Source organism: Mucilaginibacter aquariorum (assembly GCF_024498135.1).
In the GTDB taxonomy this organism is placed as follows: Bacteria; Bacteroidota; Bacteroidia; order Sphingobacteriales; family Sphingobacteriaceae; genus Mucilaginibacter; species Mucilaginibacter aquariorum.
In genome coordinates, this window is record NZ_JANHOH010000001.1 from 872661 (window position 1) to 898306 (window position 25646).

Annotated in this window: 30 protein-coding genes and 1 pseudogene; 14 read left to right on the forward strand and 17 right to left on the reverse strand. The window is 40.0% G+C overall.

All coding sequences use genetic code 11. The annotated features are described in order from the left end of the window. Window positions 1-46 precede the first annotated feature (46 nt). Together NPE20_RS03805 and NPE20_RS03810 are read left to right on the forward strand one after the other, a co-directional pair. Window positions 47-430 carry a hypothetical protein gene (locus NPE20_RS03805; protein ID WP_256537273.1) on the forward strand — a complete coding sequence of 128 codons (384 nt, stop codon included), beginning with the start codon at window positions 47-49 and terminating at the stop codon, window positions 428-430. After that, window positions 423-743, forward strand: a complete 321-nt coding sequence (locus NPE20_RS03810) for a hypothetical protein (protein WP_256537274.1) — start codon at window positions 423-425, stop codon at window positions 741-743. Before NPE20_RS03805 ends, NPE20_RS03810 begins: the two co-directional genes overlap by 8 nt. Window position 744: 1 nt before the next feature. Here NPE20_RS03810 and NPE20_RS03815 read toward each other — a convergent pair whose 3' ends face one another. Both NPE20_RS03815 and NPE20_RS03820 read right to left on the reverse strand, forming a co-directional pair. Beyond that, window positions 745-3822: a DNA polymerase III subunit alpha gene (locus NPE20_RS03815; protein WP_256537275.1), complete on the reverse strand. Its 3078-nt coding sequence runs from the start codon at window positions 3820-3822 to the stop codon at window positions 745-747. Between the two features lie 8 nt (window positions 3823-3830). Continuing rightward, entirely contained in the window at window positions 3831-4985 is a 1155-nt protein-coding gene (locus tag NPE20_RS03820; protein ID WP_256537276.1) for a DNA polymerase Y family protein, read from the reverse strand. Window positions 4986-5070: 85 nt separating this feature from the next. On the opposite strand from NPE20_RS03820, the gene NPE20_RS03825 reads away from it, so the two are divergent. The 4 genes from NPE20_RS03825 to NPE20_RS03840 all read left to right on the forward strand — a co-directional run bounded on the left by NPE20_RS03825 (window position 5071) and on the right by NPE20_RS03840 (window position 7284). Beyond that, window positions 5071-5403 carry a hypothetical protein gene (locus NPE20_RS03825; RefSeq protein ID WP_256537277.1) on the forward strand — a complete coding sequence of 111 codons (333 nt, stop codon included), beginning with the start codon at window positions 5071-5073 and terminating at the stop codon, window positions 5401-5403. Then, the gene (locus NPE20_RS03830; RefSeq protein WP_256537278.1) at window positions 5387-5866 is read left to right on the forward strand and encodes a phospholipase D-like domain-containing protein; all 480 of its coding nucleotides are present in this window, start codon (window positions 5387-5389) and stop codon (window positions 5864-5866) included. Before NPE20_RS03825 ends, NPE20_RS03830 begins: the two co-directional genes overlap by 17 nt. A gap of 512 nt (window positions 5867-6378) precedes the next feature. Next, the gene (locus NPE20_RS03835) at window positions 6379-6741 is read left to right on the forward strand and encodes a response regulator (RefSeq protein ID WP_256537279.1); all 363 of its coding nucleotides are present in this window, start codon (window positions 6379-6381) and stop codon (window positions 6739-6741) included. Window positions 6742-6759: 18 nt separating this feature from the next. Further along, the gene (locus NPE20_RS03840) at window positions 6760-7284 is read left to right on the forward strand and encodes a DUF892 family protein (RefSeq protein WP_256537280.1); all 525 of its coding nucleotides are present in this window, start codon (window positions 6760-6762) and stop codon (window positions 7282-7284) included. 40 nt (window positions 7285-7324) lie between these two features. On the opposite strand, the gene NPE20_RS03845 is transcribed toward NPE20_RS03840, so the two are convergent. From NPE20_RS03845 to NPE20_RS03870, 6 genes are all read right to left on the reverse strand, one after another. After that, complete coding sequence (locus tag NPE20_RS03845) at window positions 7325-7528, reverse strand: hypothetical protein (RefSeq protein ID WP_256537281.1); 204 nt, start codon at window positions 7526-7528, stop codon at window positions 7325-7327. Beyond that, entirely contained in the window at window positions 7525-7818 is a 294-nt protein-coding gene (locus NPE20_RS03850) for a hypothetical protein (RefSeq protein ID WP_256537282.1), read from the reverse strand. Before NPE20_RS03850 ends, NPE20_RS03845 begins: the two co-directional genes overlap by 4 nt. Before the next feature lie 62 nt (window positions 7819-7880). Beyond that, complete coding sequence (locus NPE20_RS03855) at window positions 7881-8318, reverse strand: Hsp20/alpha crystallin family protein (RefSeq protein WP_256537283.1); 438 nt, start codon at window positions 8316-8318, stop codon at window positions 7881-7883. A gap of 379 nt (window positions 8319-8697) precedes the next feature. After that, window positions 8698-9018, reverse strand: a complete 321-nt coding sequence (locus NPE20_RS03860; RefSeq protein WP_256537284.1) for a hypothetical protein — start codon at window positions 9016-9018, stop codon at window positions 8698-8700. A 403-nt stretch (window positions 9019-9421) separates the two neighbouring features. Beyond that, window positions 9422-9589, reverse strand: coding sequence for a DUF1810 family protein (locus tag NPE20_RS26925; protein WP_354003218.1), 168 nt, complete (start codon window positions 9587-9589; stop codon window positions 9422-9424). Beyond that, window positions 9549-9842: a DUF1810 family protein gene (locus tag NPE20_RS03870; protein ID WP_256537285.1), complete on the reverse strand. Its 294-nt coding sequence runs from the start codon at window positions 9840-9842 to the stop codon at window positions 9549-9551. Before NPE20_RS03870 ends, NPE20_RS26925 begins: the two co-directional genes overlap by 41 nt. Window positions 9843-9987: 145 nt before the next feature. On the opposite strand from NPE20_RS03870, the gene NPE20_RS03875 reads away from it, so the two are divergent. The 5 genes from NPE20_RS03875 (at window position 9988) to NPE20_RS03895 (ending at window position 12931) form a co-directional block, all read left to right on the forward strand. Further along, window positions 9988-10260 (forward strand): hypothetical protein, encoded by a 273-nt coding sequence (locus NPE20_RS03875; protein WP_256537286.1) that lies wholly within the window; start codon window positions 9988-9990, stop codon window positions 10258-10260. Next, entirely contained in the window at window positions 10257-11027 is a 771-nt protein-coding gene (gene ku / locus NPE20_RS03880; protein ID WP_256537287.1) for a non-homologous end joining protein Ku, read from the forward strand. The genes NPE20_RS03875 and ku overlap by 4 nt, the downstream gene beginning before the upstream one ends. A 13-nt stretch (window positions 11028-11040) precedes the next feature. Beyond that, on the forward strand, window positions 11041-11280 hold the full coding sequence (locus NPE20_RS03885; protein WP_256537288.1) for a hypothetical protein: 240 nt from the start codon (window positions 11041-11043) through the stop codon (window positions 11278-11280). 21 nt (window positions 11281-11301) lie between these two features. Next, window positions 11302-12096, forward strand: a complete 795-nt coding sequence (gene xth / locus NPE20_RS03890) for an exodeoxyribonuclease III (RefSeq protein WP_256537289.1) — start codon at window positions 11302-11304, stop codon at window positions 12094-12096. A 61-nt stretch (window positions 12097-12157) separates the two neighbouring features. Continuing rightward, window positions 12158-12931, forward strand: a complete 774-nt coding sequence (locus tag NPE20_RS03895; RefSeq protein WP_256537290.1) for a DNA-formamidopyrimidine glycosylase family protein — start codon at window positions 12158-12160, stop codon at window positions 12929-12931. 107 nt (window positions 12932-13038) lie between these two features. Here NPE20_RS03895 and ligD read toward each other — a convergent pair. Then, window positions 13039-15788: pseudogene (ligD, locus tag NPE20_RS03900) on the reverse strand (DNA ligase D). A 3-nt stretch (window positions 15789-15791) separates the two neighbouring features. Further along, the gene (locus NPE20_RS03910) at window positions 15792-15965 is read right to left on the reverse strand and encodes a DUF3606 domain-containing protein (RefSeq protein WP_256537293.1); all 174 of its coding nucleotides are present in this window, start codon (window positions 15963-15965) and stop codon (window positions 15792-15794) included. A gap of 259 nt (window positions 15966-16224) precedes the next feature. Between NPE20_RS03910 and NPE20_RS03915 the strand changes: the two genes are divergently transcribed. From NPE20_RS03915 to NPE20_RS03925, 3 genes are all read left to right on the forward strand, one after another. Next, window positions 16225-16977, forward strand: a complete 753-nt coding sequence (locus tag NPE20_RS03915) for a hypothetical protein (RefSeq protein ID WP_256537294.1) — start codon at window positions 16225-16227, stop codon at window positions 16975-16977. A 33-nt stretch (window positions 16978-17010) separates the two neighbouring features. After that, window positions 17011-18057: a hypothetical protein gene (locus tag NPE20_RS03920; protein WP_256537295.1), complete on the forward strand. Its 1047-nt coding sequence runs from the start codon at window positions 17011-17013 to the stop codon at window positions 18055-18057. A 401-nt stretch (window positions 18058-18458) separates the two neighbouring features. After that, complete coding sequence (locus tag NPE20_RS03925) at window positions 18459-19604, forward strand: leucine-rich repeat domain-containing protein (RefSeq protein WP_256537296.1); 1146 nt, start codon at window positions 18459-18461, stop codon at window positions 19602-19604. A 41-nt stretch (window positions 19605-19645) separates the two neighbouring features. Here the strand turns inward: NPE20_RS03925 and NPE20_RS03930 are convergent, their stop codons facing one another. The 7 genes from NPE20_RS03930 to NPE20_RS03960 form a co-directional block, all read right to left on the reverse strand. After that, window positions 19646-20419: a hypothetical protein gene (locus NPE20_RS03930; RefSeq protein ID WP_256537297.1), complete on the reverse strand. Its 774-nt coding sequence runs from the start codon at window positions 20417-20419 to the stop codon at window positions 19646-19648. Window positions 20420-21450: 1031 nt separating this feature from the next. Then, window positions 21451-22077: a hypothetical protein gene (locus NPE20_RS03935; RefSeq protein ID WP_256537298.1), complete on the reverse strand. Its 627-nt coding sequence runs from the start codon at window positions 22075-22077 to the stop codon at window positions 21451-21453. Further along, on the reverse strand, window positions 22070-22243 hold the full coding sequence (locus tag NPE20_RS03940) for a hypothetical protein (protein ID WP_256537299.1): 174 nt from the start codon (window positions 22241-22243) through the stop codon (window positions 22070-22072). The genes NPE20_RS03935 and NPE20_RS03940 overlap by 8 nt, the downstream gene beginning before the upstream one ends. 582 nt (window positions 22244-22825) lie before the next feature. Then, window positions 22826-23515, reverse strand: coding sequence for a hypothetical protein (locus NPE20_RS03945; RefSeq protein ID WP_256537300.1), 690 nt, complete (start codon window positions 23513-23515; stop codon window positions 22826-22828). 175 nt (window positions 23516-23690) lie between these two features. Continuing rightward, on the reverse strand, window positions 23691-24161 hold the full coding sequence (locus tag NPE20_RS03950) for a DoxX family protein (protein ID WP_256537301.1): 471 nt from the start codon (window positions 24159-24161) through the stop codon (window positions 23691-23693). Between the two features lie 114 nt (window positions 24162-24275). After that, window positions 24276-24743, reverse strand: a complete 468-nt coding sequence (locus NPE20_RS03955) for a nucleoside triphosphate pyrophosphohydrolase family protein (RefSeq protein WP_256537302.1) — start codon at window positions 24741-24743, stop codon at window positions 24276-24278. Between the two features lie 79 nt (window positions 24744-24822). Continuing rightward, window positions 24823-25233, reverse strand: a complete 411-nt coding sequence (locus NPE20_RS03960; RefSeq protein ID WP_256537303.1) for a toll/interleukin-1 receptor domain-containing protein — start codon at window positions 25231-25233, stop codon at window positions 24823-24825. Window positions 25234-25646: the final 413 nt, after the last annotated feature.

The window sequence follows — 25646 nt, forward strand, 5'->3', positions numbered from 1 at the left end:
TACTAATATTTTTAGCATTAGTTTTGTAGACGCAAACAGAAAACTTATGGCCAAATTTCAAATCACACCGGACCCCTATCATAAAGAGCGGAGCTCGATCAGTTCAGCCGCTGATCATTTTACCCTGAGTGTATTCGCGGGGGTAAAAGGAAACCGCCCGCTGCCACCGGTCAATAAGTACACCTATATAGTTATTTTCGGTACGGGACGTCGAGCGGTCAGCCTTGGTTTCGTATTGGGAAACACCGATCTGCCCATGTCAAAAGCGTTATGGGATAAGCAGCTGTTTTTAAGCGCGATCGATTTTTACAAAGAGGAAAACGACCTTCCTGATCTATCGCTGGTGAAAAATGCCGCGACCGGCAATATCATTTTCCAAGCGGAAGACCTGTATGCAGACAGCTTCGAAAGAGAGGATAGTTATGAGTAACGGGGCATGGCAAAAAAAGCCGGACAGTGCCGATTTCACGTCCCATCTTGTGCTTTACAAAGAAGCCGTTGTATCAAAAATGTGGATCTTTCGACAGGATTCCAAAACCTGGTATACACCAGATGAATTCCGCGAGGAGTTCATTCTCAAAAAGTATGATAACATTCATACGATCCTCGGCCATTTTAAAATTATGGATCCGCAGGTCGGTTTAAAGCAGCGGCTTGACCTGATGAAGCGGACAAGCGAAGAGATTGAAAGTTTTACAAAACGGGTTGCAGCCTATTATAGCAAACTGCAAGTAAAACGGTGATCTAAGCAGAAACTTTGAGATACGCTGTTTCGGTATCCTCCGGTTTGATCCAATCCATCTGCAGGCGCAGTTCAGCTAATTCTTCCAGCGCACCGGGGGCTTCCCTGACAAGCTGAATAACCTTTGTCGGTATTTTCTCCTCGCCATCATACTCTGCCATAGATTTGATACCCACCTTTTCCAGGTGATAGACATTCAGCGCGAATGCCCCGAATTCTTCTATCACTACACCTGTCATCCGGTAATACCCTCTCCCGTGTAACGCGTACCGTTTTGCTGATGCCGGAAAATGAACGCTGTCCAGCCAGTTACCTGCCGCATCAATGAACGTCCCGAAAAACATGCTTTCCCCCTTGATGGTACGTACCGGCTTCATCGTAACATAATATCCTAAGACCGTCACCTGTTTCCCCAAATGCGGCCGCAGATCTGCAACAGGAAGGTCGCCCTCCCTCCGTTTTACCAGGTCGAAAGGGTTTCCCATCGGGAAGCCAAGCAATTCCAGCTCATCCATCGCGTCGTCCATTGCATGCTGGCTCAACACCGGCATGCGGTATTCTATCGGAGCGATCGCAAAAAGGCTCTTGCCGGCCGGTTTGTAGTTATTTTTCTTTTGAATAAAATTGGCCTGCCACAAAAGCTCCGCTTTTGTCTTGCCGGTAAACCGTAGCGCCCCGATATTGATCAGCGTATTAAGCTGCTGGATACCGATCTGTGTACGCTCAATAAAATCAGCAAGGTTTTTGTACGCCCCACCGGAATTCCGCTGTTGAAGGATGCATTCCTTATTCTTTTTGTTCAAGCCGTGGATCCGGCGAAGACCGACATATACATCCTTTCCGCTGATAGCAGTAAACTCCTCGCTTGTGTTTACACATGGCAAATGCACGGTAGCCCCTGCCCTTTTTAACTCATGAAAATAAAGTTCGGTCGTGTAAAACCCGCCTTCATTATTGATCACCGCTACCATGAATTCCATGGGATGGTAGGTTTTCAGGTAAAGGCTTTGATAGCTCTCTACTGCAAAGCTTGCCGAATGCGCTTTGCTGAATGAATATCCGCCAAAAGACTGGATCTGCCGCCACACTTCTTCCGTTATTGCGGGCGGTCGTTTCAGAAATCGTGCACCCTCAGCGAATTTCTGCTTGATACGTTCCATTTCTTTCGTACCCCGGTATTTACCGGACATTGCCCTCCTCAGGACATCCGCCTCGGCCATATCCAGCCCGGCGTAATAATGAGCGATCTTGATCACATCCTCCTGGTAGACCATTACCCCGTAGGTTTCTTCCAAATGTTCTTTCATCACCGGGTGCAGGTAAGTGAAGGAATCAGGCTTATGGAACCGCTGTATATATTGTTTCATCATCCCGCTCTGCGATACTCCCGGCCGGATGATCGATGATGCTGCAACTAGTGTGATGTAGTTGTCACAGCGGAGCTTCAGCAGTAACTGGCGCATTGCCGGGGATTCGATGTAAAAGCACCCGATGGTATCCGCCCGCCTGATCTGGTCTGCAACTTTCGGGTCGGCCATGAACATTTCCACCTGGTGTATATCAATATCGATCCCTTTATTCGCTTTCACCAGCTGAATGCAATCCTTGATATGCCCAAGCCCGCGCTGACTTAAAATATCCAATTTATAAAGGCCTACTTTTTCCGCCAAAAACATATCCATCTGCGAGGTGACGAAACCCTTAGGCGGTATTTGCGTGGCGCAATAGTCCCGAATCGGTTCTTCGCTGATTAGCATGCCGCCCGGGTGTATCGAAAGGTGGTTCGGAAAACTGATCAGCCGCTTGCCATACTTCAGGATCAGCCGCTGGATACTGTCTTCTTTGAATTTGGATTCCGGGTTATCAAGCAGGGTATCGATCTCCGGTTTCGGCAACCCGAAAACCTTGCCCAGTTCCCTGACCACCGCATTGTGCTGGAATGTCGTGTACATGCCAAGTAACGCGACATACTCCCGGCCATAACGCGTAAACACATATTCGATTACCTCATCCCGGTCCTTCCAGCTAAAATCAATATCGAAGTCGGGCGGCGACGTACGGAACTTATTCAGGAAACGTTCAAAATAAAGATCCAGTTTGATGGGATCCACATCCGTGATCTTCAGGCAAAAAGCTACAATAGAATTTGCGCCGCTGCCTCTCCCGACGTGATAAAATCCTCTACTTTGCGCGAAACGGATTACATCATGGGTAATCAGAAAATAGGCATTAAACCCAAGGTCGTCAATGACTTTCAATTCCTTGGCAACGCGCCGCTCAGCCTCCGGGTTGTTTTCACCATACCGGTAACGCATCCCCTCCAGGGCAAGTTCCGCCAATTTCTGTTTATCCAAACTCGCGTTCCCGTGAAAGGTCTTTTTATTTTTATCCGTACTGAACTCCATGGAGATACTGCACGCATCCATCACCCTGCGTGTATTGACGGCGATATCAGGATAGAGGGCAAATGCTTTTTCGAGCCTGGTTACGGGTACAAAACGCTCATACGCCGCGCAGGTGTCTTCGGGCTTTAGCTTAGAAAGGACCGTGTTTTTGTCTATGGTTCGCAGCAGGCGGTGCAGGTTAAAGTCCCCTTTCTCGAAAGTCACCGGATGCCGGATAACGTATTTATCAGGAGATTTTTCAGTCCCTCGGCCAAACAGTCTGTTTGCCTCCGTGGGCAGTACCCCTATGAATTCGTCATTACAAAGTTCATCAGCGCGAAATGCGCCAAGGGGATAAATAATAAAACAATGGTTGCCGGGCTCCGGCCGGTTTGGAAAAGGCAGTTTAAATTCGAGGTAGGCAGACAGGAAGTGGTTGATCTCTGAAAGCCCGGTTTTGTTTTTTGCAAGCAGCACATATAGGAACCGCCCCTCTTTATCCCGGACCTCGGTGCCGGCAATCGGCTTCACACCATACTGCTGGCAGTAATCTACAAAATCCCACATGTCGCAGGTGTTGTTGATATTGGTGAGCGCCAGTGACCGCTGGCCCAGAGCGGCGGCATGCGCGACCAGTTCCTCGGCATGATAGGTGCCGTATCTGAAGCTGAAATATGTTTTACAGTTCAGGAACATACCTTTGTTTAAGTTCTTGGTAAGGTGCTCGCCCGGGTTATCAGGCCCGCGCCCAAATTGTTCTTGATATGATCTATAGCCTGATAAAGCCTGATCTTTTCCTTAGTGTCTTCGAAAAGGTTGATCTGGTAAGTACCGGTGATCAGTTTGGTAAACCGTACACCGATGAGCCGAACAAGTAAACGGCGGTCATAGAGCTTGCCAAAAAGCTGATTAGTTATGCTCAGAAGCGCGTCATCTGTGCTGATATGCGGGATGGTCGATTGCCTGAGCGGGGTGTCCCCGTTGGCGTAACGAAGTTTGACCGAAATACATCCAGTCAGGTAACCGTTGTTCCGGAGTCGGAACCCCAGTTCTTCAGTCAACCTCACTAGGCAGGCATGCATTAATTCCATATCAATGGTATCCTGCTCAAATGTATACTCCCTTGTCAGGCTTTTTTCTTCCATCTGCTCGATTACCGGCGTATCATCCACACCATTCGCGCGCCGCGAAATTTCAAGGCCTTCTTTTCCAAACATGTTTTCCATATAGGGCAATGGCATTGCAGCAAGGTCACGTATGTTACGCACCCCCATCTTCCACAGCAATCTTGCTGTTTCGCCGCTGACCATAGGCAGTTCTGTAACCGGCCTGGGTGCCAGAAATCTTTTTTCATAACCATATACCACCTCTGCCTCGCCATTTGGCTTCGCATCATTGGTAGCGATCCTGCTTACCGTTTTATTGGATGCGAGCCCAAACGATACGGGAAGCCCAGTTTCCCTGATCAGTAACTCACGCAATTCCCCGCTGTATTTCATGCACCCGAAATGCTTATCCATACCTGATAGGTCAGCGTAAAATCTCTCCAGGGTAACTTTCTCCAGCTTCGGTACTTTTTCATCAATGATCTCCTTCACCATGTTCGAATATTGGCTGTAACTTTCATAGTCACCCCTTATCAGTACCAGTTGCGGGCAGGCCCGTTTGGCGAGTTTGATCGGCATGGCATTGGCCACCCGGAATTCCCTGGCCTTAGCATTACAGGACATAATGATACCGCGGTCGCCTGTGCCACCAATGGCAACCGGCCAGCCTTCCAGCCGTGAATCACGCATGAGTTCCACGTTTACGGGCAGATCTTCAAGGTCAAAATGTACGATGTGACGGTGTTCGATCATAGCTCTGGATATGGGGTGATAAAATTATGCTAATATTTTTAGTAATTTATGTAATACTTTAAAAATTTATTTCCACATTTGTTTTATGAATTTGTTAACGGCAGAAAGCCTGAAGGTTACAGATGTAAAAAATGGTTCCTCAAGATACCTTTTGGTTACTCCACTGGAGGACGGCCTGAATTATCGAATAACCTCTGACGGACTCGGCGTCACATTTGCTTTCTTTACCGAAATGACCGTCAAAGAAGAAGAACTTGGCAGGATGTTGTTTGATACTTCGGGTAACTGGATCTATGACGGCCGGGGTTTGACAGTTACAGAACAGGAAGACCTGGCTTTCCAGATCCTCAACTACAAAGAAATTAATACAACAAGTAAAACATTAACTATAAGCGGGTTTTATGAACGACATTTATGAAATTGCAGAGCATGATGGTTATGAAATGATCACCTGCCCTAAACGTAAATTACAGATACAGGTAATACACATCGAACGAGTTCCGGAAGACTTGCCGGAAGATGCGCATATTGCTTTTGCAACCGTGTTGCCTGGAGTAAAACCGCTTGGGAACAAATTGAATATGGAAATTTTAACGGCTTTTTGCATTATCGAACCCGAACTGATCGATTTCGAGCCGTATTTCGTGCACCCCGTGCTGATCATGAATGCTATTCATGATTATTTCGGCCGAATTTTTAAATGCGCGTTTGACAAAATCGAATATTCGCCGGCCTATCAGCGCAGCTTCATCGATACGATGTCGTTGGAACCTGAGAAAATGAGTTTTGAATTACGGGGTTATATGAGCCGTCATATTTCTGAAGAACAATTGGATTTCTTCCAATGGAAAGAAAAGCACTTGCAACCGCTATTGAATTAGGCCACGGTGCCAAAAACTTCGGATAGCTGGCATCAGGTAATGAAATCTTTCGTCAGAAGCAGGAGGCGAACGCCAGGTATCCGTTAATGGCTAAGCGATAACCTGCCGACGATTATCAACCGTTATTTACAGACCTTTCTCTTCGTAATATGCCGAAGTCGATTTGATGCGGGATCAAGGTCAGGTCATTAAAAAAGGATCGCATAACGAATGAGATGCCCTCATTCCATTGCTTCCTTTGCAGTTTTGTGGTTTTTTTAGGAGCATATCTTTACTACGATTGTCGTCAAGGCGAACACATCCTGTACCGTAGTCCGAACTCTGGGGACCAACATTGCGCAGAGCGGTTGGTCAGCGAGTTCAAACAATTACCGTATGTTATTAGGTCCAACACTTTTACCGCACATCATCCTTACCGCTATTCGTTTAAAGCGGTTATAAATAAAAATCCAAAATACCCTTCTTTTGAATTATTGGACGGGAATTTGCACTGTATGGTAAAATACAGGAGGATGGCAAGAAGGATATTGGTAATAGATGATGATGAGGACATCCTTGAAATTCTGAATATTATATTTCAGGAGAACGGATATGATATTGTTATGTCCAATACAGGGGATGCCGCGGAGCACATACGAGTGATCCGGCCCGACATCGTCCTACTTGACGTAAGAATCGTAGGCTCGGCAAAAAACGGCTTGGAAATTTGTAAGGAGATAAAATCGCAGCTGGAAACGCGGCATCTGCCGGTAATGCTGGTGTCCGCAGAATCGGACTTATTTGTCATTGCAAATGAATGCGGTGCCAATGCTTACATTTCAAAACCTTTTGATATTTTTGATCTGCTGGCAAAGGTAGAGCAATGCCTCGCGTAACTTGTCAGCTACAGGCCTATGACAAATGAATCAGGAAAGTTGTTCCCTAAACAGATACAGTTAGGGTCCGAAAAATTAAAATCTTTCTTCATCAATCACCTTAACAGGATCTACAGCGCCAAGGCTCACCTGGTCAGCAAATTGCCGTTGTTAAATGACGAAGTTTATTTTAAAGATTTGCAATTTGCTATACAGGAAACCGTTGAGGATGTCGAAAAGCAAATGGCGCGTATGGACGTCATTTATGAATTGCTGGACGCGGTCAAAGCCGATGGCAGTATCAACGGCTTAAGCGGCCTGATAGATGATGCTTTTGACGCCATAGCAGAACAAGCGGATGAAGCGGAGCTACGCGATATGTCTATCATATTTTATCTTCAAAATATTGAAAGTATGGAAATGGCTTCATTTCAGGTATTGCAAATGGCAGCCGTCAAGCTTAAAAATAACCAAATCAAACAGCTGCTCCAAGAAAACTACGATGAAGCCAAAGCAGATCGTACCCTGCTGTTATTTATCGCTGCCAAATATATTATCAAATAACCGGTGGATGATTTTGTATTTTTAAAACGGTGACTAAATATTAAAATTGACCGGCCCAGTCGTCATCACTATTTTTACTTGACAATACCAGTGTAAGCCAAAGCAAGGTTCCGGTGAGGAGCCATTGTTTATGCCCAGTAGGTAATCTATGGCCAGGATTGATCATCCATAATATTACATCCCATAGCAGCAAAAAAGCAAGTGCAGTAAACAGCAGGGACCTGAAAAGTTCAACCTTGCTCATAGCATTTCCTCCAGATTTTTAAGCCGGAATATTTCTCGCGCAATCAATTTGCAGTTGCAGGCCAGTTCCTCCAGGTTACAAGAAATTGTTTTAATCTTCACCGGTATTTCATCAACCGTTTCCATCAGGTCAATGTGCAGCAGGTAATTTTCTTTGATTCTCTCGCTCCCTTTCAGTTGCCTGAATAATTCATATGCAGCATGACGGTCATTACCGAAGAAATACTGACCATAGTCGCAAAAACCCTGCGGTGTTTTCAGGCTAAGTAAGATATAAAATTGCGATTTCATAACACTTAAAATTCTAAGAGCTCCTGCATGCAGGAGCTCTTAGATTAAAAACTATAAAGCCGTTACTTAATCTCGATCTGACGGCGTACTACTTTTGCTTCTTCGCGTTTAGCAATGTCGATGCGCAGGATGCCATCGGTATAGGAAGCTTCGATATTGCCATGGTCAGCGCTTTCAGGCAGAGTGAATGAACGCACAAATGAGCTATAGCTGTATTCACGTTTGCTATAGTTCTTCTGATTATCCTGATGGTCGCCGCTTTGCTCCACCGAAATACTCAGCTGATTGCGTTCCAGGTTCAGTTTGAAATCTTCTTTTTTCAGGCCCGGAGCTGCAAGCTCGACATGGTAATTATTCTCGCTTTCGCTAATGTTTACCGCCGGTACACGGGCTACCATGCGGTCGCTGAAGAAAGTGTCATTTAAGATTGAATCAAAAACATCATTAAAGCCTGGCATTAATGTGTTGTTCGCTTTGTTGTTGAATTTAACTAAGGTCATGGCCTCTTCTCCTTTAAGTTTTACTTTAAAAAATAGTTGAACAAAAAATTAATTAAACTTAAAAGGCTTATTACAAGGACTATGCCAGTCGTTTAACGCTGAAAAATTTGCAGATTTGAATGAAAAATTTTCAGAGCTGTTGTCATTTTTGCAGTGATCGAACTTAGAACGGTTTTATATTTAAGACCTACAAGCACCGTTCCCCTACCCGAAGGTTGCGGCCAGTTACCATATTAAATCAGGAGTGGCAATAATCTGTTTACTGGATGCTAATGTCAGATGTTTTTTAAATAGAGTACCACCAGCGAATAACCATCCTAGAGATGCTCTTGATTAAAGTTATTGATTAAATCACTGTCGGCATCTTTAATAAAAATTATTATTGCCCCTCAACATCATTACTTCTCTCCGATTCATATCCCTGTAAAAAGGCAGCAACCTGAGCCTGCTCTTCGTCATCAAGAAATTCACCAAGATAAACCCAGTCAAATTTATCATCATCACGGTGGGCAAAAGTACCTATTTCCGTTGTATCACCCGGATTGTCTTCTGTCGATGTCCCCGCGGGATCGTCAAATCTTGTCGCTTGAAGTTGGTACACGCTGGATGGAATTTGATTTCCGTCGTTCTCATAGGTAGCAGGATCGATTTCAATATACAATTTCGAACCATCGGTCCTGGTCATTTCAAATGATGTCATTGTGGTCATAGTTCTAAGTATTTGATATTAAAAAGACAACGCAACGGGTTAGTTGTTTCATCCAATATTTTGCAATGGAAATATATTTAAACAGCTATCCTTAAATTGTTAAGGTAGGGCATGATGTGAAGTGTTTGTTCAAGAGCTGAAAAATGGGTAATAAGGTGGCTTTGGTCACCAAAAATACCTCTATTTAGAAATTATGGAGATTATATAGTTTAATGTAATAGCGGTCAGTAAGCCGGTCAGCAAGGTACGTCCCTTGCAAAACAACTTCCGTTTTTTCATGATACCCTAAATTATTAAAATCGTCTGCGGTTAACATAGCCATTTTATTTTTCATGCCAGTTCTGATAATGCTTTACAAAGCTCGTGCCTTTAATTTCAGCTTCCGCTTTATGTTTTATTTAAGTAATGCCAGCGTTTGAGGATCTTTTTCTCCCTTGAAATATTTGAATAGCACCTCGGCGAATATTGTATCAGATGCTGGAACACAGGAAAACAGGGTCATAGACGAGCGCAATTTCATATCATCCGGAGAACCGAAAATATGTGTGGCATTTATGAACATTAAGTTTTATCAGTTGCCGGCTGATCGCAACCAACCTTTCACCTAGTATAGGATGCATAAGGTAAGCTTCCGCTTCTCTAATGTCCTTTATTGCATATTTTTTCGACATTTCCGAAAAACCTAACCCCTCAATTTGCGGGAAAATATACCACATCCAATGACCACTCTTTTTCCCCCTGCTCACTTCGTCGAATGCACTTTGATAGTCTGACTGCTGCGCTTCAATAAACCTGTTTAAATTTCCAATCTGCATAGGTAGTTAACCCATCACCCCGGCAACTTGTTTAGGATACCGGCCGAATATCCGCTCTGCCTATTCCTGTAACATCACCGTTTAATTTCACTGACAATAAAATATTCCGCCGTAACAAAAACGAGGGAATCGGGTTATCCATGTTATGGAAAACTATCCTATAACTGTAAGCAAAGACGATGAGGTTCACCATTTTGAAGTAGGGGAATATCCCCATCATGACGATGACAGGTGTAAGTTCAGGGTTTTTGAAAACGGGGTTTATGTAGCGAGTTTTGAACCCGATGATCACGACTTTCTGCACATTTGCCAGAACCCGGGTAATGTTGGCGAGGAAATTTTGCATTTACTCGCAGATAAAATTGAAACACATCATCCGCACGGTATAAACGATAACGTCAAAAAATTAAAATTATGAGATCAATCTGGAAAGGCTCGATAGGTTTTGGACTGGTAAGTATCCCTATCAAATTATATTCTGCGGTTGAGAAGTCGTCGCTCGATCTTGATATGCTGGATAGCCGGGACCACGCGCATATTAAATTCCAACGTGTTAATGAAAACACAAAAAAGGAAGTTCCTTATGATAAAATTGTCAAAGGTTATAAATACGATGACGATTATGTTATCGTTGAGGATGCCGATTTTGAAGCCGCAGCTCCGGAAAAAAGTAAAGTTATCGAGATTGAAAACTTTGTGGATATTACTTCTGTGAACCCCATGTTCTACGAAACATCGTATTATACAGAGCCGGAAACTAAAAACAATAAGGCGTATGCCCTTCTTTTAGCTGCTCTTAAAAAATCAGGTAAAGCAGGGTTAGCCAGGTTCGTACTTCGCAGCACCGAAAGCATGTGTATTGTTCACCCGGTCGATAGCGCAATAGTTGTGACAAGGATCAGATTTGAACAACAAATCCGTGATCAAAGTGAACTTAAATTGGATGACAAGGTCGAAGTCAGTAAAAAGGAACTGGATATGGGCCTTGCCTTGATTAACCAATATGCGGAACCGCTTGACCTTTCCAAATATAAAGACGAATACCACAACGAATTGCTAAAGTTGATCGAGGCGAAAGCTAAGGGCAAAAGGCCAACTATTAAAAAACTAAAATCCAAAGCAGCTAAAAGCGATGATCTTTACGATCAATTGATGAGCAGTTTGCAGGTGAAAAAAGGGGCTTAATAAATTAAAAATAATGAAAAATCCATTCGAGAAAGAAAATCATAACGGGCTGATTGCAGCTGCAATCATCGGCGGATTTGCAGCGGCAGCTCTCGCTTATCTGTTTTTAACAGAAGAGGGCGAAGAACGGTTCGCAGAAATTAAACATAAGGTAAAAGACCTGGCAAAAGATATAGCATCCGGGATTGTCAGCGATAAAACAGGCATTTCTAAAAAAAACGTAAAATCCGTTGCTGACCATGTTGTAAAATAACGTTGCTGATACCGGCAAAGAATGAAGATAGCTACTTATAATATTAATGGGATAAATGGCCGCATTGATAATCTTGTCAGATGGTTGATGAACTCAAAACCTGACGTCGTATGTCTGCAGGAATTAAAAGCAGAAGACCAAAAATTCCCGGAGAAGGTATTGCTGAAGGCCGGTTATCACGCTATATGGCAGGGACAAAAAAGTTGGAACGGAGTTGCAATTTTATCGCGTTACGGAGAAATTCAGGAAACACGCCGCGGACTCGATGGCGATCCAGAAGACACACATAGCCGCTACATCGAAGCATTTATTAACGGTGTAGTTATTGGTTGTCTGTACCTGCCTAATGGCAACCCCTTTCCTGGGCCTAAATTTGATTACAAATTAAAATGGATCAAACGGCTTACAAAGCATGCGAAAAAGCTGGAAACATTTAATTTGCCGGTAGCCTTAATTGGTGATTATAATATCATGCCAACCGACCTGGATACCTATAAAGCTGAAAAGTACCTTGACAATGCGTTATTCAGACCTGAAGCACGGAAGCTTTTCAGGAATTTATTAAATCAGGGTTGGACTGATGCTATCCGTAAACTTTACCCTCAAAAAAGGATCTACACATTTTGGGACTATTTGAGAAACGCTTACGGCCGTGATGCAGGCCTAAGACTGGACCATTTTCTATTAAACGATAAGCTGGAAGGCAATCTGATCTCTGCCGGTGTTGATAAGGAAGTTAGGGGCTGGGAACATAGCAGCGATCACGCGCCGGTTTGGATCGAGCTATCTAAAAGTTTTCGTGATATCCCTGCTTAACATCACCACTATTCATTTTAAAACAAGATTTACCAAATTTACATTTCACATTAACATACCTATGGCAGAATTACCAGATTTAACCGTATTTGCAAATATCCTGTCAAGGATGTTCAAAAATAAGGTTCTCGAAAAATTAGATGTTACTGTACCAAAAAAGTTAAATGTCAAGGTTCAAGAATTACAATCAGCGTTGGAAGGATGTATTCTTGAAAGTGTGGAGCGAGCAGGAAAAACTTTACAGTTTCATTTTTCAGGAGAAAATGTCCTGGGCCTGCATCTCATGTTGAGAGGTGAGCTTGTTGAACTATCCGAAGATAAAACACCAAAATTCCAGATCATGGCCTTCCATTTTGAAAAAGGGAAAGGATTTGCAGTGATTGATATGCTGAAACAGGCTACCGCTACTTTGCACCCACTGAAAGCCGCTGCGCCGGATGCTCTTGAAATAACTAAAGAAGATTTTACAGCTTTAGTTGCTAAAAAACATACCATCATTAAAACTTTGCTTATGGACCAAAAGTCACTTCGTGGCATTGGTAACTCTTATGCTGATGAAATTCTTTATCATGCGTGTGTTTCGCCTTTCTCAACTGCCAGCGCTATTCCTCAATGGGATGTTGATAAGATCTTTAAAAGCATTGATATTGTCCTGAATACAGCAATTAAAGAAATAGCCCTTGCCAACGGAAATGAACTCGCAGGTGAATTAAAAGACTTCATGAAAATACATAACGCCGCATTAAAGGTTACGTCTAACGGTGATGTGATTAAAAGGGATAAAATCGGTGGAAGAACAACCTATTATACCCAGGCTCAGCAATTGTTTCTATAATCTCAACGCGACCTTAGCGTCAGGTTCATCGGCCGACGCAAGGCTCCCTTATGCTTATCGCATCCGTCCGGCCTATATGAATCGTACAGCCTTTTTAGCTCCATACCTCATCTGAATGTTGCTTGGGCCTTTTTTAGTGTTTTTTCAAGATCTATACCCTCTCCTAACACACCGTGAAAAAGGTCACCGGTCTCTCTCAAACGATCCAGTGAATTATGAATGTTAAAATGTTGAATTGTCAAACCGGGCTTAACTTCATCCCAGCTAAGCGGCATCGAAACAGTTGCACCGGGTTTTGGACGTAGAGAATATGGCCCTGCAATGGTAGCTCCAGGACGGTTTTGTAAAAAGTCTAAATACATTTTTCCTTTTCTCGCTGCTATACTGCGTTCTAAACTTGTATAATCAGGTATTTGCTCATGCACATGCTTAACTATAATGTTAGCGAATATCTGTGATTGCTGATAGGTATATTTTCCAGCCAATGGAATGTAAATATGCATCCCGGTAGAGCCTGAGGTTTTTGGAAAAGAAGGTACACCCATAGCATCTAATATATCTTTCGTGATTCTGGCAGCTTCTACAACCTGGTCATAGGTATGTTTATCCGGATCAAGATCAATCACGCAATAGTCGGGGTTATCGGGTGTTTGTGCACGGCTAAACCACGGATTAATCTCGATGCATCCTAACGAACTCATCCATAAAAGGCTTGCCTCATCTGTGCCTACGAGATATTTAGTGACTTTACCTTCATCTGTAACATGATCAAATGTTTTGGCCCAATCGGGAGCTTTATCCGTAACATTTTTCTGGTAAAAGCTTTGGCCATGGATCCCTCCTGGAAACCGGTTCAGCGACATCGGCCGATCCTTGAGGTAGGGCATCATATATTCACCTACCTTGTAATAATAATTGAGCATCTGCCCTTTTGTAATCTTGTCTTCCGGCCAGTAAAGCTTGGTAACATGATTAAATTTCAAATCATGACCACAAACCTTTTTAGTTTGAGTGTCTTCCTTTGGGTTTAACAATGTTTTCCGCTCCAGGCTTTTAATAGGTTCCAGTTTCAAATCGTCTGTAGCGAGACCTTTAAATTGGGATTTGATTTTTGGTTTGGACTCCTTCGAACCGCTATCCCCAGGAAGTTTATCGATGTGTGCGGATTCAGCGACGATCTCTCCGGTGTCCTCAGGGTTTTCCAATATTACATCTTTTGCCTGTTTATCAATGCGCATGCCTTTAAAAGATGGCTGGCGAAATACGCCGTCACTGGTTACTTCAGCAAAACCAACTTCGCATACCAATACAGGTTTGAGCCAGGTAGGTTTGGCACCCATACGCTTTGGACGGAACCGGGTGGGTTTATCAACGTCAACTTCATATTCAAATGGACTGTTCTTCGTTATAAGTGGTTCAAACTGTGCCATCATTTCTTTTTGCAGTTTGTCCGAAAAACCTGTACCAACCTTACCTACAAACTGAAGTTCACCCTTTGCGTTATAAACTCCTAAAACCAATGCGCTGAATGATTTACCGGCACCTTCATTTTTTGTAAAACCTGCTATAATTACTTCTTGCCGCCGTTTAACTTTTACTTTCAGCCACTCTTTGCTTCTTAGGTCAGACGTATAGACGCTATCTGCTCTTTTTGCTATAATTCCTTCGAGTCCCATCCTTTCTGCGGCAGCAAAAAAATCAATGCCATTAGCATTAAAAACTTTACTCTGACGTATATGGTCATTGTTTGTAGGAAGTATAGATTGTAATATTGCTTGTCGCTGAGTCAAAGGTAAACCCATCAGATTTTTCCCCTCATACCAAAGAATATCAAAAACATAATATACTAAATTTCCGTCTGCTTCACTTCGCCAGTTTTGCATGGCCCCAAAATCAGAGATGCCTTTATCATTTAAGACCAGAAGTTCGCCGTCTAACACGGCGTTAATTTCCCAACCCTTTAACGCATCGTTTATAGGATAGTATTTTTCAAAGGGAAGATTATTCCTCGAAATGAGTTGTGCGTCATCGTTTTTATCAATAATGGCAACTGCGCGATAACCATCCCATTTCACTTCGAAAATCCAGCCTGGCTCATCAAAAGGTTCATCGACCAATGTAGCTTTCATTGGCTTTACGTTAACTGGGATTGGACTTTTTGGAGCAGATTTCAGGATACTTTTGACATCAGGTTCTTCGGTAACTTCAACATTTACTTCCTCCTCAAGCTCTTTATCAGGCAGGACATCTTCTTCATGCCCATGCTGCCAAACTTTCTCACCTGTTTTAGCCATCTGGTCAATGGTTTTGCCAGTCAAAACCGATTTGTCCTTTTTTGTGATGTCTGCGGTCGTCGCAAATTCATCCTTATGTTTGATCAGGAGCCATCCATTCTCCCCCATTCCATGCGTCTTCACCAAAGCAAATTCGCCTTTAAGCTTTTCCCCAAACATTTTTATTTTCACAGAGCCGGACGCCAGTTGCTTTAAAAGATCTTTTCCTGGGCCTTCTTTCCTTTTATTTGTTCTAACGGCTCATAGGTACCCTGATCCCATACAATTACTGTACCCCCGCCGTATACGCCTTTAGGTTTGATGCCCTCGAAATTCCGATAGTCAAACGGATGATCTTCAACCATCATAGCCAAATGCTTGATCTTCGGATCTAAAGTAGGGCCTTTAGGAACCGCCCAGCTTTTTAATACGCCTCCCATTTCTAAACGGAAATCATAATGCAGCCGGGATGCGTCGTGCTTTTGTATCACGAACATCAGGTGATCCTTGTCTTTACTGCTACCTGCTTTTGGCTCGGCAGTCTTTTTAAAATCACGCTTTTTTACGTATTCCTGAAGTCCCATTAATTACTTTTTAAGGTATTGCCTTACAGAATCTACTGATGTGCCGACGGAGTCAACAGCTTCTATCAGCTCTTCTTTCGAAACATTTAGTTCTTTCGTCCAATAACTAACTTCATGATCTTCATGAATGTTAATCCTTTTACTGTCCGGGCTTCCTGTTTTAGTTTTGTCATCCATGGTAGTAGAGTTTAATTTTTAATTGATTTAATTTCACAACAATACCTGCACCTTAAGGTTTTATCATTTCTTACCTAAAGGCTATCATTTTAAATCCTGGTCCTGACGACCCATTCTTTGCTGTTCGTTTTCCATAAAACCTATTTTTTTAATGCTAAGGTAAATCGGCTTACTGCGCAGTCAAGTATTTAAACCACGGTTACCCGTGGCCCTTGACAACGCATCCATCCGCTTTAATCCTGCATAAAAAATAATTTTTATGGAAAACCTTCAATTAACCATTAATTCATTAGATCAAATTACTGCCTACCGTGATGAAAATCATTTGGTGAAGTATGAACCTGGAATATTAAATGAAATGATCAACGCGGTTGAGTCACGAGATGAGGACACCTTACAATGGTTCAACAGCTTTGGTGATTCTTTAAGGGCTGTGATCATGAATGTGTATGCTTACAGAAAAGGTTTAGAGTTTGGTTTTACGGATATTAAATTTGATCAATATGGTTGGTTGATAAGTATGATCTTTGTGACCCACTCCCCTTTTATATTATCAGATATACCTGACCAGCAAGTCATGTTCCTTAAAGTAGATAATGGCAAGGCCGCCCAGGTCATCAGGGACAGAAAAACCTTCGGTGCTAACATTCATAATCTTTTGTCAGATGGCTTTTTTATGGAAGATGGTTTCTGCGGGGCCTTTGCCATCGACAAGATCAATGAAATAATCGCTTACCTAAATATTCAAAAAAAGCATGACCAGCTAGTATTCCTCCAAAGTAACAAAAATCACAAGGTGACGCAAGATGAGGACAACCAACTAAAGGATTACGAAAAAAAATTAATAAAATACACTCCTGCGGAGATTAAGGGCATCATTGAGCTCATTGGGGAAAATGTGATCGCTAACAAGCTTTTGGAAATGTATGATGAACTTTACCAGACAACTCCAAAAGACAGGATATCCAAGGAAATTAAAAGATTACAAGACCTGCTTGCTAAACATAAATAAATGCTACCTATCGATAAAAATGACCCGGTCGTATTGGCCGCTAAAGATTTGCATGTAAAATCTATCTGTTGCAGAATCAGGAAAAAAACATTGAAAATAGCATGCAATGACGGCTCATGTGTGATTTGTACCGCTAGCGTCACCCAAATAAAGATACCGAAGGAAATGCGGCTTGAATTTGAGAAAGCAGACTTCCTGGAGGATTTGATTAGCGCGGAACCAGCAGACCAAAAAGATTTGTGCCTTCGTTTATGGAAAGCAGCATTGAAAGGTTACGATGCTAAATGGCACGAGGATTATAAAAAGGCCAAAAAAAAGAAAAAAGCAGAACTGTCTAAAGACGACAAAGCTATGATCAAAAAGATCGAAAAAAACATATCTCTTTTTGAAAGGATCTTTGATTACAATACATGGTTCCTGAACAAAGCCAATTCACCGCATTACGATGCATACGTGCTTGCGGCAAATCTGGGCAGGTCTAGCTGCACCTATTGTAATCGGCTTTATACGAGTACCATGAAAACAATCGCGGGTAAAAAGGTCATGCGACCGACGTTTGACCATTGGTTCCCGAAATACCGTTACCCAATGCTGGGCTTGTCATTTTACAACTTGATCCCAAGCTGTACGATATGCAACAGTTCGATCAAAGGGTTTAAAGAATTCGACACAGCAACGCATATTCATCCCTATGTTGACGCCGATGTCTTGGAAAGATATCGGTTCAGCTATGATTATCTTGAAGATCTAAAGAACTTTCGGGTCAAAATCAAGTCCGATGTAGCAGATACCAGGATCATGAAAACTTACAAGGACCTAAAAATTGATATTTGTTTTGACGCACATCATGCGGAATTGGCCGATCTGATAAGGGTAAGGGAGGCCTACTCACAAGATTATATCCGTAATATGTTTAATAGCTACCCTGGTGCCAATTTATCTTTTGATGAAATTTACCGGCTTGCGTTTGGTATTTCTTATGAACCTAAGGATTTTTATAAACTTCCATTGAGCAAATTTAAGAACGATATTGTGTCCGAACTCTTGCTTTTAAGTTTTACGACAGAGCTTAAAAAATAATAAATCTTGAAGATGAAACCGTTTGATAACAGTCCCTTTTCATTTTCTAAAGTGATATGATGTTTTCATTACCTAAGAATAAGCGGAATTGGTGAATATTCATTACCTATAAAAAACCCCAAGTGCCTTTCAGCGGCTTGGGGCTGGATCCAATGTGTGAGGTACCTAAGTGTACATAGTCTAACTTTGCCCTCCTCGTCCTTGCAGGGGAAATTCGCCCTTGAATTTCAGGTTGACATCTTGACAACCGACTCCCGTAACGAGTATGACTCCGAATATCCTACCGTTTATTTTACCCTTTTGACGGTTCTGTACCGTCTCGTAGTGCAGATTAAATCAAAATTTGCCTTATCCTCCGTAAGGAATGCTAAGTTAATAATTTATCTTAGTGTTTACTTAAAATGAAAATACCACTTAACGCATCAAAAATTGATCTTTCTAATCAAAATCTCAAAGAGATTCCACAAGAAATTTTCCAATGCACTTATCTTCAAAAACTAAATCTTAGCAATAATCAGATACGTGTTGTACCAAAGGAGATTAGCAAACTTTCGCATTTGAGGAATCTGGATTTATCCGGCAATAATATTCAGGTGCTATATGGAAAGCTATTTGAACTAAAAAAACTGGAGATATTGATTCTTAATCGAAACAAGCTGAAAAATATTCCGGAAATGATTAAGGGCCTTTCTAAGTTGAGGAAATTGGGATTGGCATTCAACGATCTTAAAATACTGCCTCAAAATATCGGCGAGCTTCAAAATTTAGTGTCTATTAATGTATCGAATAACAAACTTACTTCTTATCCCGAACAACTCTTCAATCTTAAAGGGTTGAGGCAATTATGGTTAGGTGCTAATAGATTTCAAACTTTTCCTTTTAACAGAATTGCATCAGAATATCCACATCTTAATTCAGTATATTGCTTTAATAGAATAGCTTCTGACGATGAACATCTTGACAGTGATTATCTATCGCTCCAGAATATTAAAGGGAATTGTTTAAAAGCTTTAAAGATGATAACCAATATCAATCAAAGTAAATTAACGCTGGAAGAAGCTCCAACTTCCAAAGAATACCGTGCTCCTGTTAATAACAAAAAAAATGTTTTCGTTAGCTATAGCCATAAGGATAAGTCCTACATGCAAGAGGTTGTGATTACTTTAAAACAGCTGGAATATTTAGGGATTGAAAATAGGGTTTGGGTTGATACAGATCTACAGCCTGGCGACAAGATGTTTAAAACCATTATGGGTGGCTTAGATAAATCAGGAGTCGCTATTAATATTATTTCCCGTGACTATCTGGCATCAGATTTCATCCAAAAATATGAGCTACCGGCCGTTTTGAAGAAAAATGAGGATGAAGGAATGCTTGTGCTGAACCTTATCGTAAGAAAATGCCTTTATAGTGATAGTCAATTAAAGGATTTTGTCGCTATTAATGATCCCAAAGAGCCTATGCAAGGATTAAGGGATAGCGAACAAGAGTTAATTTATGATCGCCTTGCTCAAAGGTTGAAGAAACACTTTACCGAAATTGCCTGATTTTAAGTAATTTTGATTAAACGATAGTTGCCTGTTCAATATTAACTATGTAATGACAAATGTTCCTGACCAAATTGAATCGGTTCATTTGATTGAATTAATTCAGGATCAATTTTATATTTTTCAGCCTGTATACAAAACACCCGAACAATGGCTGGTAAAAGAGATACAAGGTTATACAGAATGTAAATTCCAAGCAGGCACACAATTAATATAAACATTACGCCGGTGTAAGCTAACCAGTGAAATTCAGGAAGAGTCACTTTGAAAATACTTATGGCAAATATTGCCCTGATACAAAAGATAAAGTACCTCTTCATATTATCTGTGCTCTTTGCGATTTCTTGTTGTAATTCATTTATTTCAGTATGCGGAACACCCTTTACATTTTCCTTATAAGATTTAATCATCTGCTTGGCAGACAAATTATGAACGGAAAGGTATCTGGTCATGAACAATATGAGATCTAGTCCCTCTTTGAACATATTATCATCAAATTCTTCTGACATTAATTTTCGCTTCCATTTGATAAGTTTAATATGAGTGACGACGGAAAAAAGCAGGAATCCAATAAGCTCAGTCACCCCATATAAGGAGGCATAAATGCTCAATGGAATAAAAAATTTACCTTCTATGAAGAAATTGATTATACCTTTATAATTCCCAATATCGAGGAACTCATAATTACCAATCAACCATTTGTACGTGAACGAAGTAATACTGGCGAGGAACAAGAAATTTAGAAACCGCCTGCCTTTATTGTAGAATGGCTTTCCTTCCAAAATATAGTTTGCAATACTTAATAAGTCGTTCATAGTGAAATAGTCGAAATATTTATAAGATTTGGTTGAGTCCCAACCATACTTCGGGGTAAAGTTGAATAGCTAAGGTAATATTTGTTATGAAAGTATTTATGTAAAAAAAAAAAGACAATGCCCTAATTTCAATGCGTGATACCCCTATTGCATATTCAACTTAACTTCACTTTCATTGGTTAGATGAAATGATGGGTATACTCAATATACTCACTAGCTGCAATCTCCTTAATACACTTATCATAGATCGCGGTTGATCCTACTCTTGCTAATTTCATAAAGGCCTTTCTTGAGATATTAAATGATTGTTTAAAATCATTAATACCCAATAAAAAATAAAGCTGTTTGAAAGCTTATATGTGTTCACCCTAACCTATTATCATCCTGGCCTTGCTGAATAAAAGAAACGACGCTTCTTAGCTCGTGGTGTCTCAATACCTGCCCTCCAACAATTGATCCACATCCTATTTTTATAATAGTAGATACTGCCAACCTTCGAAAATTTCAGATTACCGGTAACACGAGACCTTTGAAGTGAATTAGGAGAAATATCAATAACTTTTTTTACCCGCCTGGTCCGCAACCATTCCGATGTAGGTTTTTCCTTTTCGAATCCTCGGTGCTACACCATATCAATAAAAGGTAATCATCAAAGGCGCATTTGCTTTCATTCCATATTGATTATAATAGCATTTTCCGGTGATGAATTCTATCACAATAAGTTACAGGATATTTAAAACTTAACTTTGCTGCTAATCGAGTAACGAATTAGTTTTAAAGTTTGGAAACTTATTGTGCACGAAAGTTTTTGATATGAGAGAGAATATTTAAGCAATTATAGAGAAGCAATTTTCTTTAAATCCTCTATAAAAGAGTTCGAAAACTGCGGTCGGAAGGTCACAAAATTTCAAAAACCGCTTCCAATAGATTTAGAGGCGGTTTTGTTTTTAAAGATGATTTCAACATTGCGCTTCTACGCAATGGAGCCACTTTTTGAGTTCAATCCTCGTTGGCCCCTAATCATCATTGCTCTATTTTAAACCGAACTCAGTTAGCAAACCTGATTTTACAACATTCATATCATTAGCCATTTTCGCATAAATTTCTTCATAATGCTTGCACATTTCGGTGATAGTTTGTGTATAAAGTTGATACAAGTCCCCTTTTGATTCTTCTAAAGCATGCTTAATTTCATCTGTCAGATCCAAAACCCGAAGGTATAACTCTTTTGATTTTAGGTTTGATGCGATCATAAGATCGTTGGTTAATGATACATCAAAGTAAAGACTGATAAGATTATATTTCCAGTTCTCTGCATCAAGTTTTTGCATGTAAGCATTTAGCTTCATGATCTCTTTGTTTAGGAAATTCAGGCTCTTTTCACTTCTCGAATTATTGTAGTTCTTCCAATAGCCAATATTCTTTTTAACAATGGCCATCTTCTCTCCCGTCACGTAGTAAAAGTTCTCGGCTATGTCAACTTGTTTATTTCTGTAAGTTTTTTTAAGCTCCGTATCTGATTTTCTTTTATCACCAACGTAAGAGAATAAGCCAATTAAAGCTTGTGTAAGTAAGGCGCCTATTAACCCCGAATAAGCACTTACCTGAAGTAGGGTGCTGTTATCTTCCATATCATTTAAGTAGATTATTTTAATCATCTAACACCGGCTGGTTAGATAGTTTGTTAAAATCATCCAAAGCAGACTTAAACTTATGGTACCTTTGTTTTTCAAACAATCCAAACTTGTGTTTAATATCTTCAAGCATTTCAACTGCTTCAGCCATAAACAAACGTAGATGTTCAATCTCCTTTAAATTTTCCATTGTAATTAATTTATTTTCAAAATTAAGAAACAGAATTCAATAATGCTAATATTTTTAGTATTAAAATAGGCTTTAATGATAAAAATTTATTAAAAATCACACCCGTGTTACCTGCTAGTTTAAATTTTAACTTGTTCTTTATGAGTATAATATGATAAAAAACATGAGAAGTGTTTTATGCGGTAACCTATAGTTACAAGGATTTAACTTTATAGAAACACAATAGATAAAATGCTTGCTTGTATCCCACCAAAGCCACATTTAAAACTTCTATTCGGTGTTATTGATCAAAACACAACCAATAACATTAATATGAAAAAATGTTAATTGCCTTCCTGGGATTATCAAAAGCGGTTAATGTCGTTTTAAAGCCTATGACGCTGCCAATAACCTTATTGTAAGAAAAGAGATAAACAATGTTCAGTTTTATAAAAACAGCGGACAATATTATCAGGTAAATTATTTAGTACAGGGCCTGCAACATCGCAGTTTACTATAACAGGCTAACCAGGTCTGGGATCCAAACCCGCTGTAATTCATTCCAAAATATACCTTATCCAAAAATTAACTATTGCTTTTTAGCTATTCATCCTTTAGCAAAAACTCGCCTTTTGTTAACCATGATATTCCAAATGCCCATAGAGCGATAGTTTCTAACCAAAAAACAGGTTTATATGGGATCAGTATCTTACCAATAGCTGAAATTTTCAAACTGGCTATAATAGCGATAGAAACAAGCATAATAATACCGCAAGTGCGGTAAACAATATTACGCTTACGCTTTTGATTAGTCATCCTCCCTTTAGCCTTTGTGCGTGTAAACAAAAAAAGTGACATACACGCCAGTATAATAAAAAACAAAGCCGCCGATCCATAATGAACATAGCCTCTTAAGTCATCATTAGCCCTTGAAACCATTTTACATTGGGCACAAACCTGGCAATGATCATAATTTGTTGGGAAGAAAGCAATACCTAAGGCAAATACACAAGCTAAGTTACTGGAGATCCTATCCCAGTTATCAATCCCTTTGTAAGAATATAAGAACAAGGATACACCGCATAATATCCCAACAAGCACGTCACCCATTATGGTATAGTAATAATCGCTTATAGAGGGTTCAAGAATGGTGCAATGGGTAAATATTATTGAGCCCAATACAATTACAATTGGCAAAATGATCCCTAAAACGCCAACAGCCCTTCTAATTTGCAGATAGGACAATTCCAAATCGGAGTTCTTTTTCTCAAGATATTCTGTTAATTGGTTCATGATGATTAAGGTTAGGTGATCACAATAATTTACACCTAAAGATATATACTTATTTAATCATTGTATAGGGCGTTATCACCCTAATTATAAAAACAGGTTACATAAAAAAAGCCTTTCTGCGTACACAGAAAGGCCTAATGCATGAAGCATATATTGCTTAAAATATTCTTCTTATCTATTCTTCGGTACGTTTATGGCGATAAGCATTGCTTTCACGGATCCAGTGATCTGCAGAAAAAGACCCCGAGCCGGCTATCCATATTACTACCAGCATTATAAAAACAATTACTGATAGCCACAGTTCGGTATTAACAAAAGTTAGCCCCTTTGTAATGTTCACAAAAAACATTGCACCTAATACAATAGGCATTTGGATAACTACACTTAAACGGGTAAGTAAGCCGGCAATAATAAGCATGCCGCCTATAACATGCGCAAATGCCACAATATGTATCAGAACAACCGCCAATAAACCCGAAAAATCAAATGTACTGTTATGGAAGATCCAATCTTGCTGAACACTTGTGCTGCTAATAAATATAATACCCTTGGTAAATATGATCATTCCAAGAACTATACGAATTATATCAAGCCATTTAGGGTGATGAAGATCACCCCAATGTTCAATTCTGCGAACCATGTTCATGATGCCCTCCTTTTTAAGAATGTTTATAATTGGTAATGATGAAGTTACAAGAAAAACAATCAAAAATCAAATTAGTTTGCAACAATTAGACCTCAGTTTCTTAAATCAATCTAATTACAAAAGCAACCCCTTTAAATCTGCAGGCGAATAATTAATTGATTTTAATGTTTTGTTATCGGCCGTTCTAAATACTAAGAATTTTGCTTCCTCTTCTTTAAAATAAGACTCGCTATCGTCTTTTTGCTTGTAATGTGCTATAGTTTGGTTAGCTTCTTCTATCGAGTTACAAGCTTTACTCATGTTTGACCGGTGCACCTCATCAAACAAAGCCTTAAACTTATCGCCCAAACCAAACTCTAAAATAGCACCGGCCAATACATATTGAATATCACAAAGCGCATCGGCAATTTCTACCAGGTTGTTATCGGCAATGGCATCCTGCAACTCTTTTACTTCCTCGGCCAAAAGAGATACTCTTAAAGCGCATCTTGCTTTTGATGGAATAGTGGGCTGTTCTAAAACCGGGTGTTTAAATGTTTTATGAAATTCTGCAACTTGATTTAATGGAGAGGCTTCCTGCATATTATAATAGCTAAATTGTTTAATGATGAGCCAAAGCTAATGATTTTCGATATTCTTTAAGAAGTGGCTACCGGCTCTGCTAATTTAGCATTTCATGAAATTGTCTGGTTGGTTTAGGAATTAAAGCGCCCCTAAACTTTTGATAACCCTCTTCAAATGAAAACCGAAAATCTGCGAATATCCGGTCTTTTAACGAAAGTGGTATTTCGCAATCATCAATTAATACGGGTAGGATTATATTATCTTGTATTGATATCTCATTTAATATTGTTGCAGACAATTCAAAACTAACCCATTTTGAATTTATACTCCTCTTTGACAAAACAACAATAAAGTAATCCGTACTATTTATCGCGTTAGTAATTCTGTCACCTTTAGTAACCTCTCTTTCATTTGCTAATGTCATTATTCCATCCTTATTCAATCGGACTAAAAGTTGATTTACGAATTTTTCATCTTGATGACTGTGGCTAATAAAAACTTTGATCATAATTTAGGGGATAAAATATGCTTAAATATTTATTAATTACCTTCTCATATTATTAAAGCCATTAAACAGATGGGCATGTTTATATTTTAACGGTTATTTTATAATTAAGATTATAAAATAAAGATAAACAGTTAGTTGACTATTTTACCGGGTAAAAATACCCTATTTTAAAAACACGTATAATTACTCAATTTAAAATCACCTCCTCTTTACTGCAAGTGTGGTTCGGCTACCTATCTATCATTATTATTATGAACATAATAATGTTGTTAACTACACTGTCACTTTTCTAGCACGCTTTTAATAAAAATGTATATTATTTAGGTAGATATTATCATAATTAAAATATTTACAGGGTTCTTTTAATAAACATTATATTAAATTATCTTTATCAAATAAAGAAGTTTTACCAC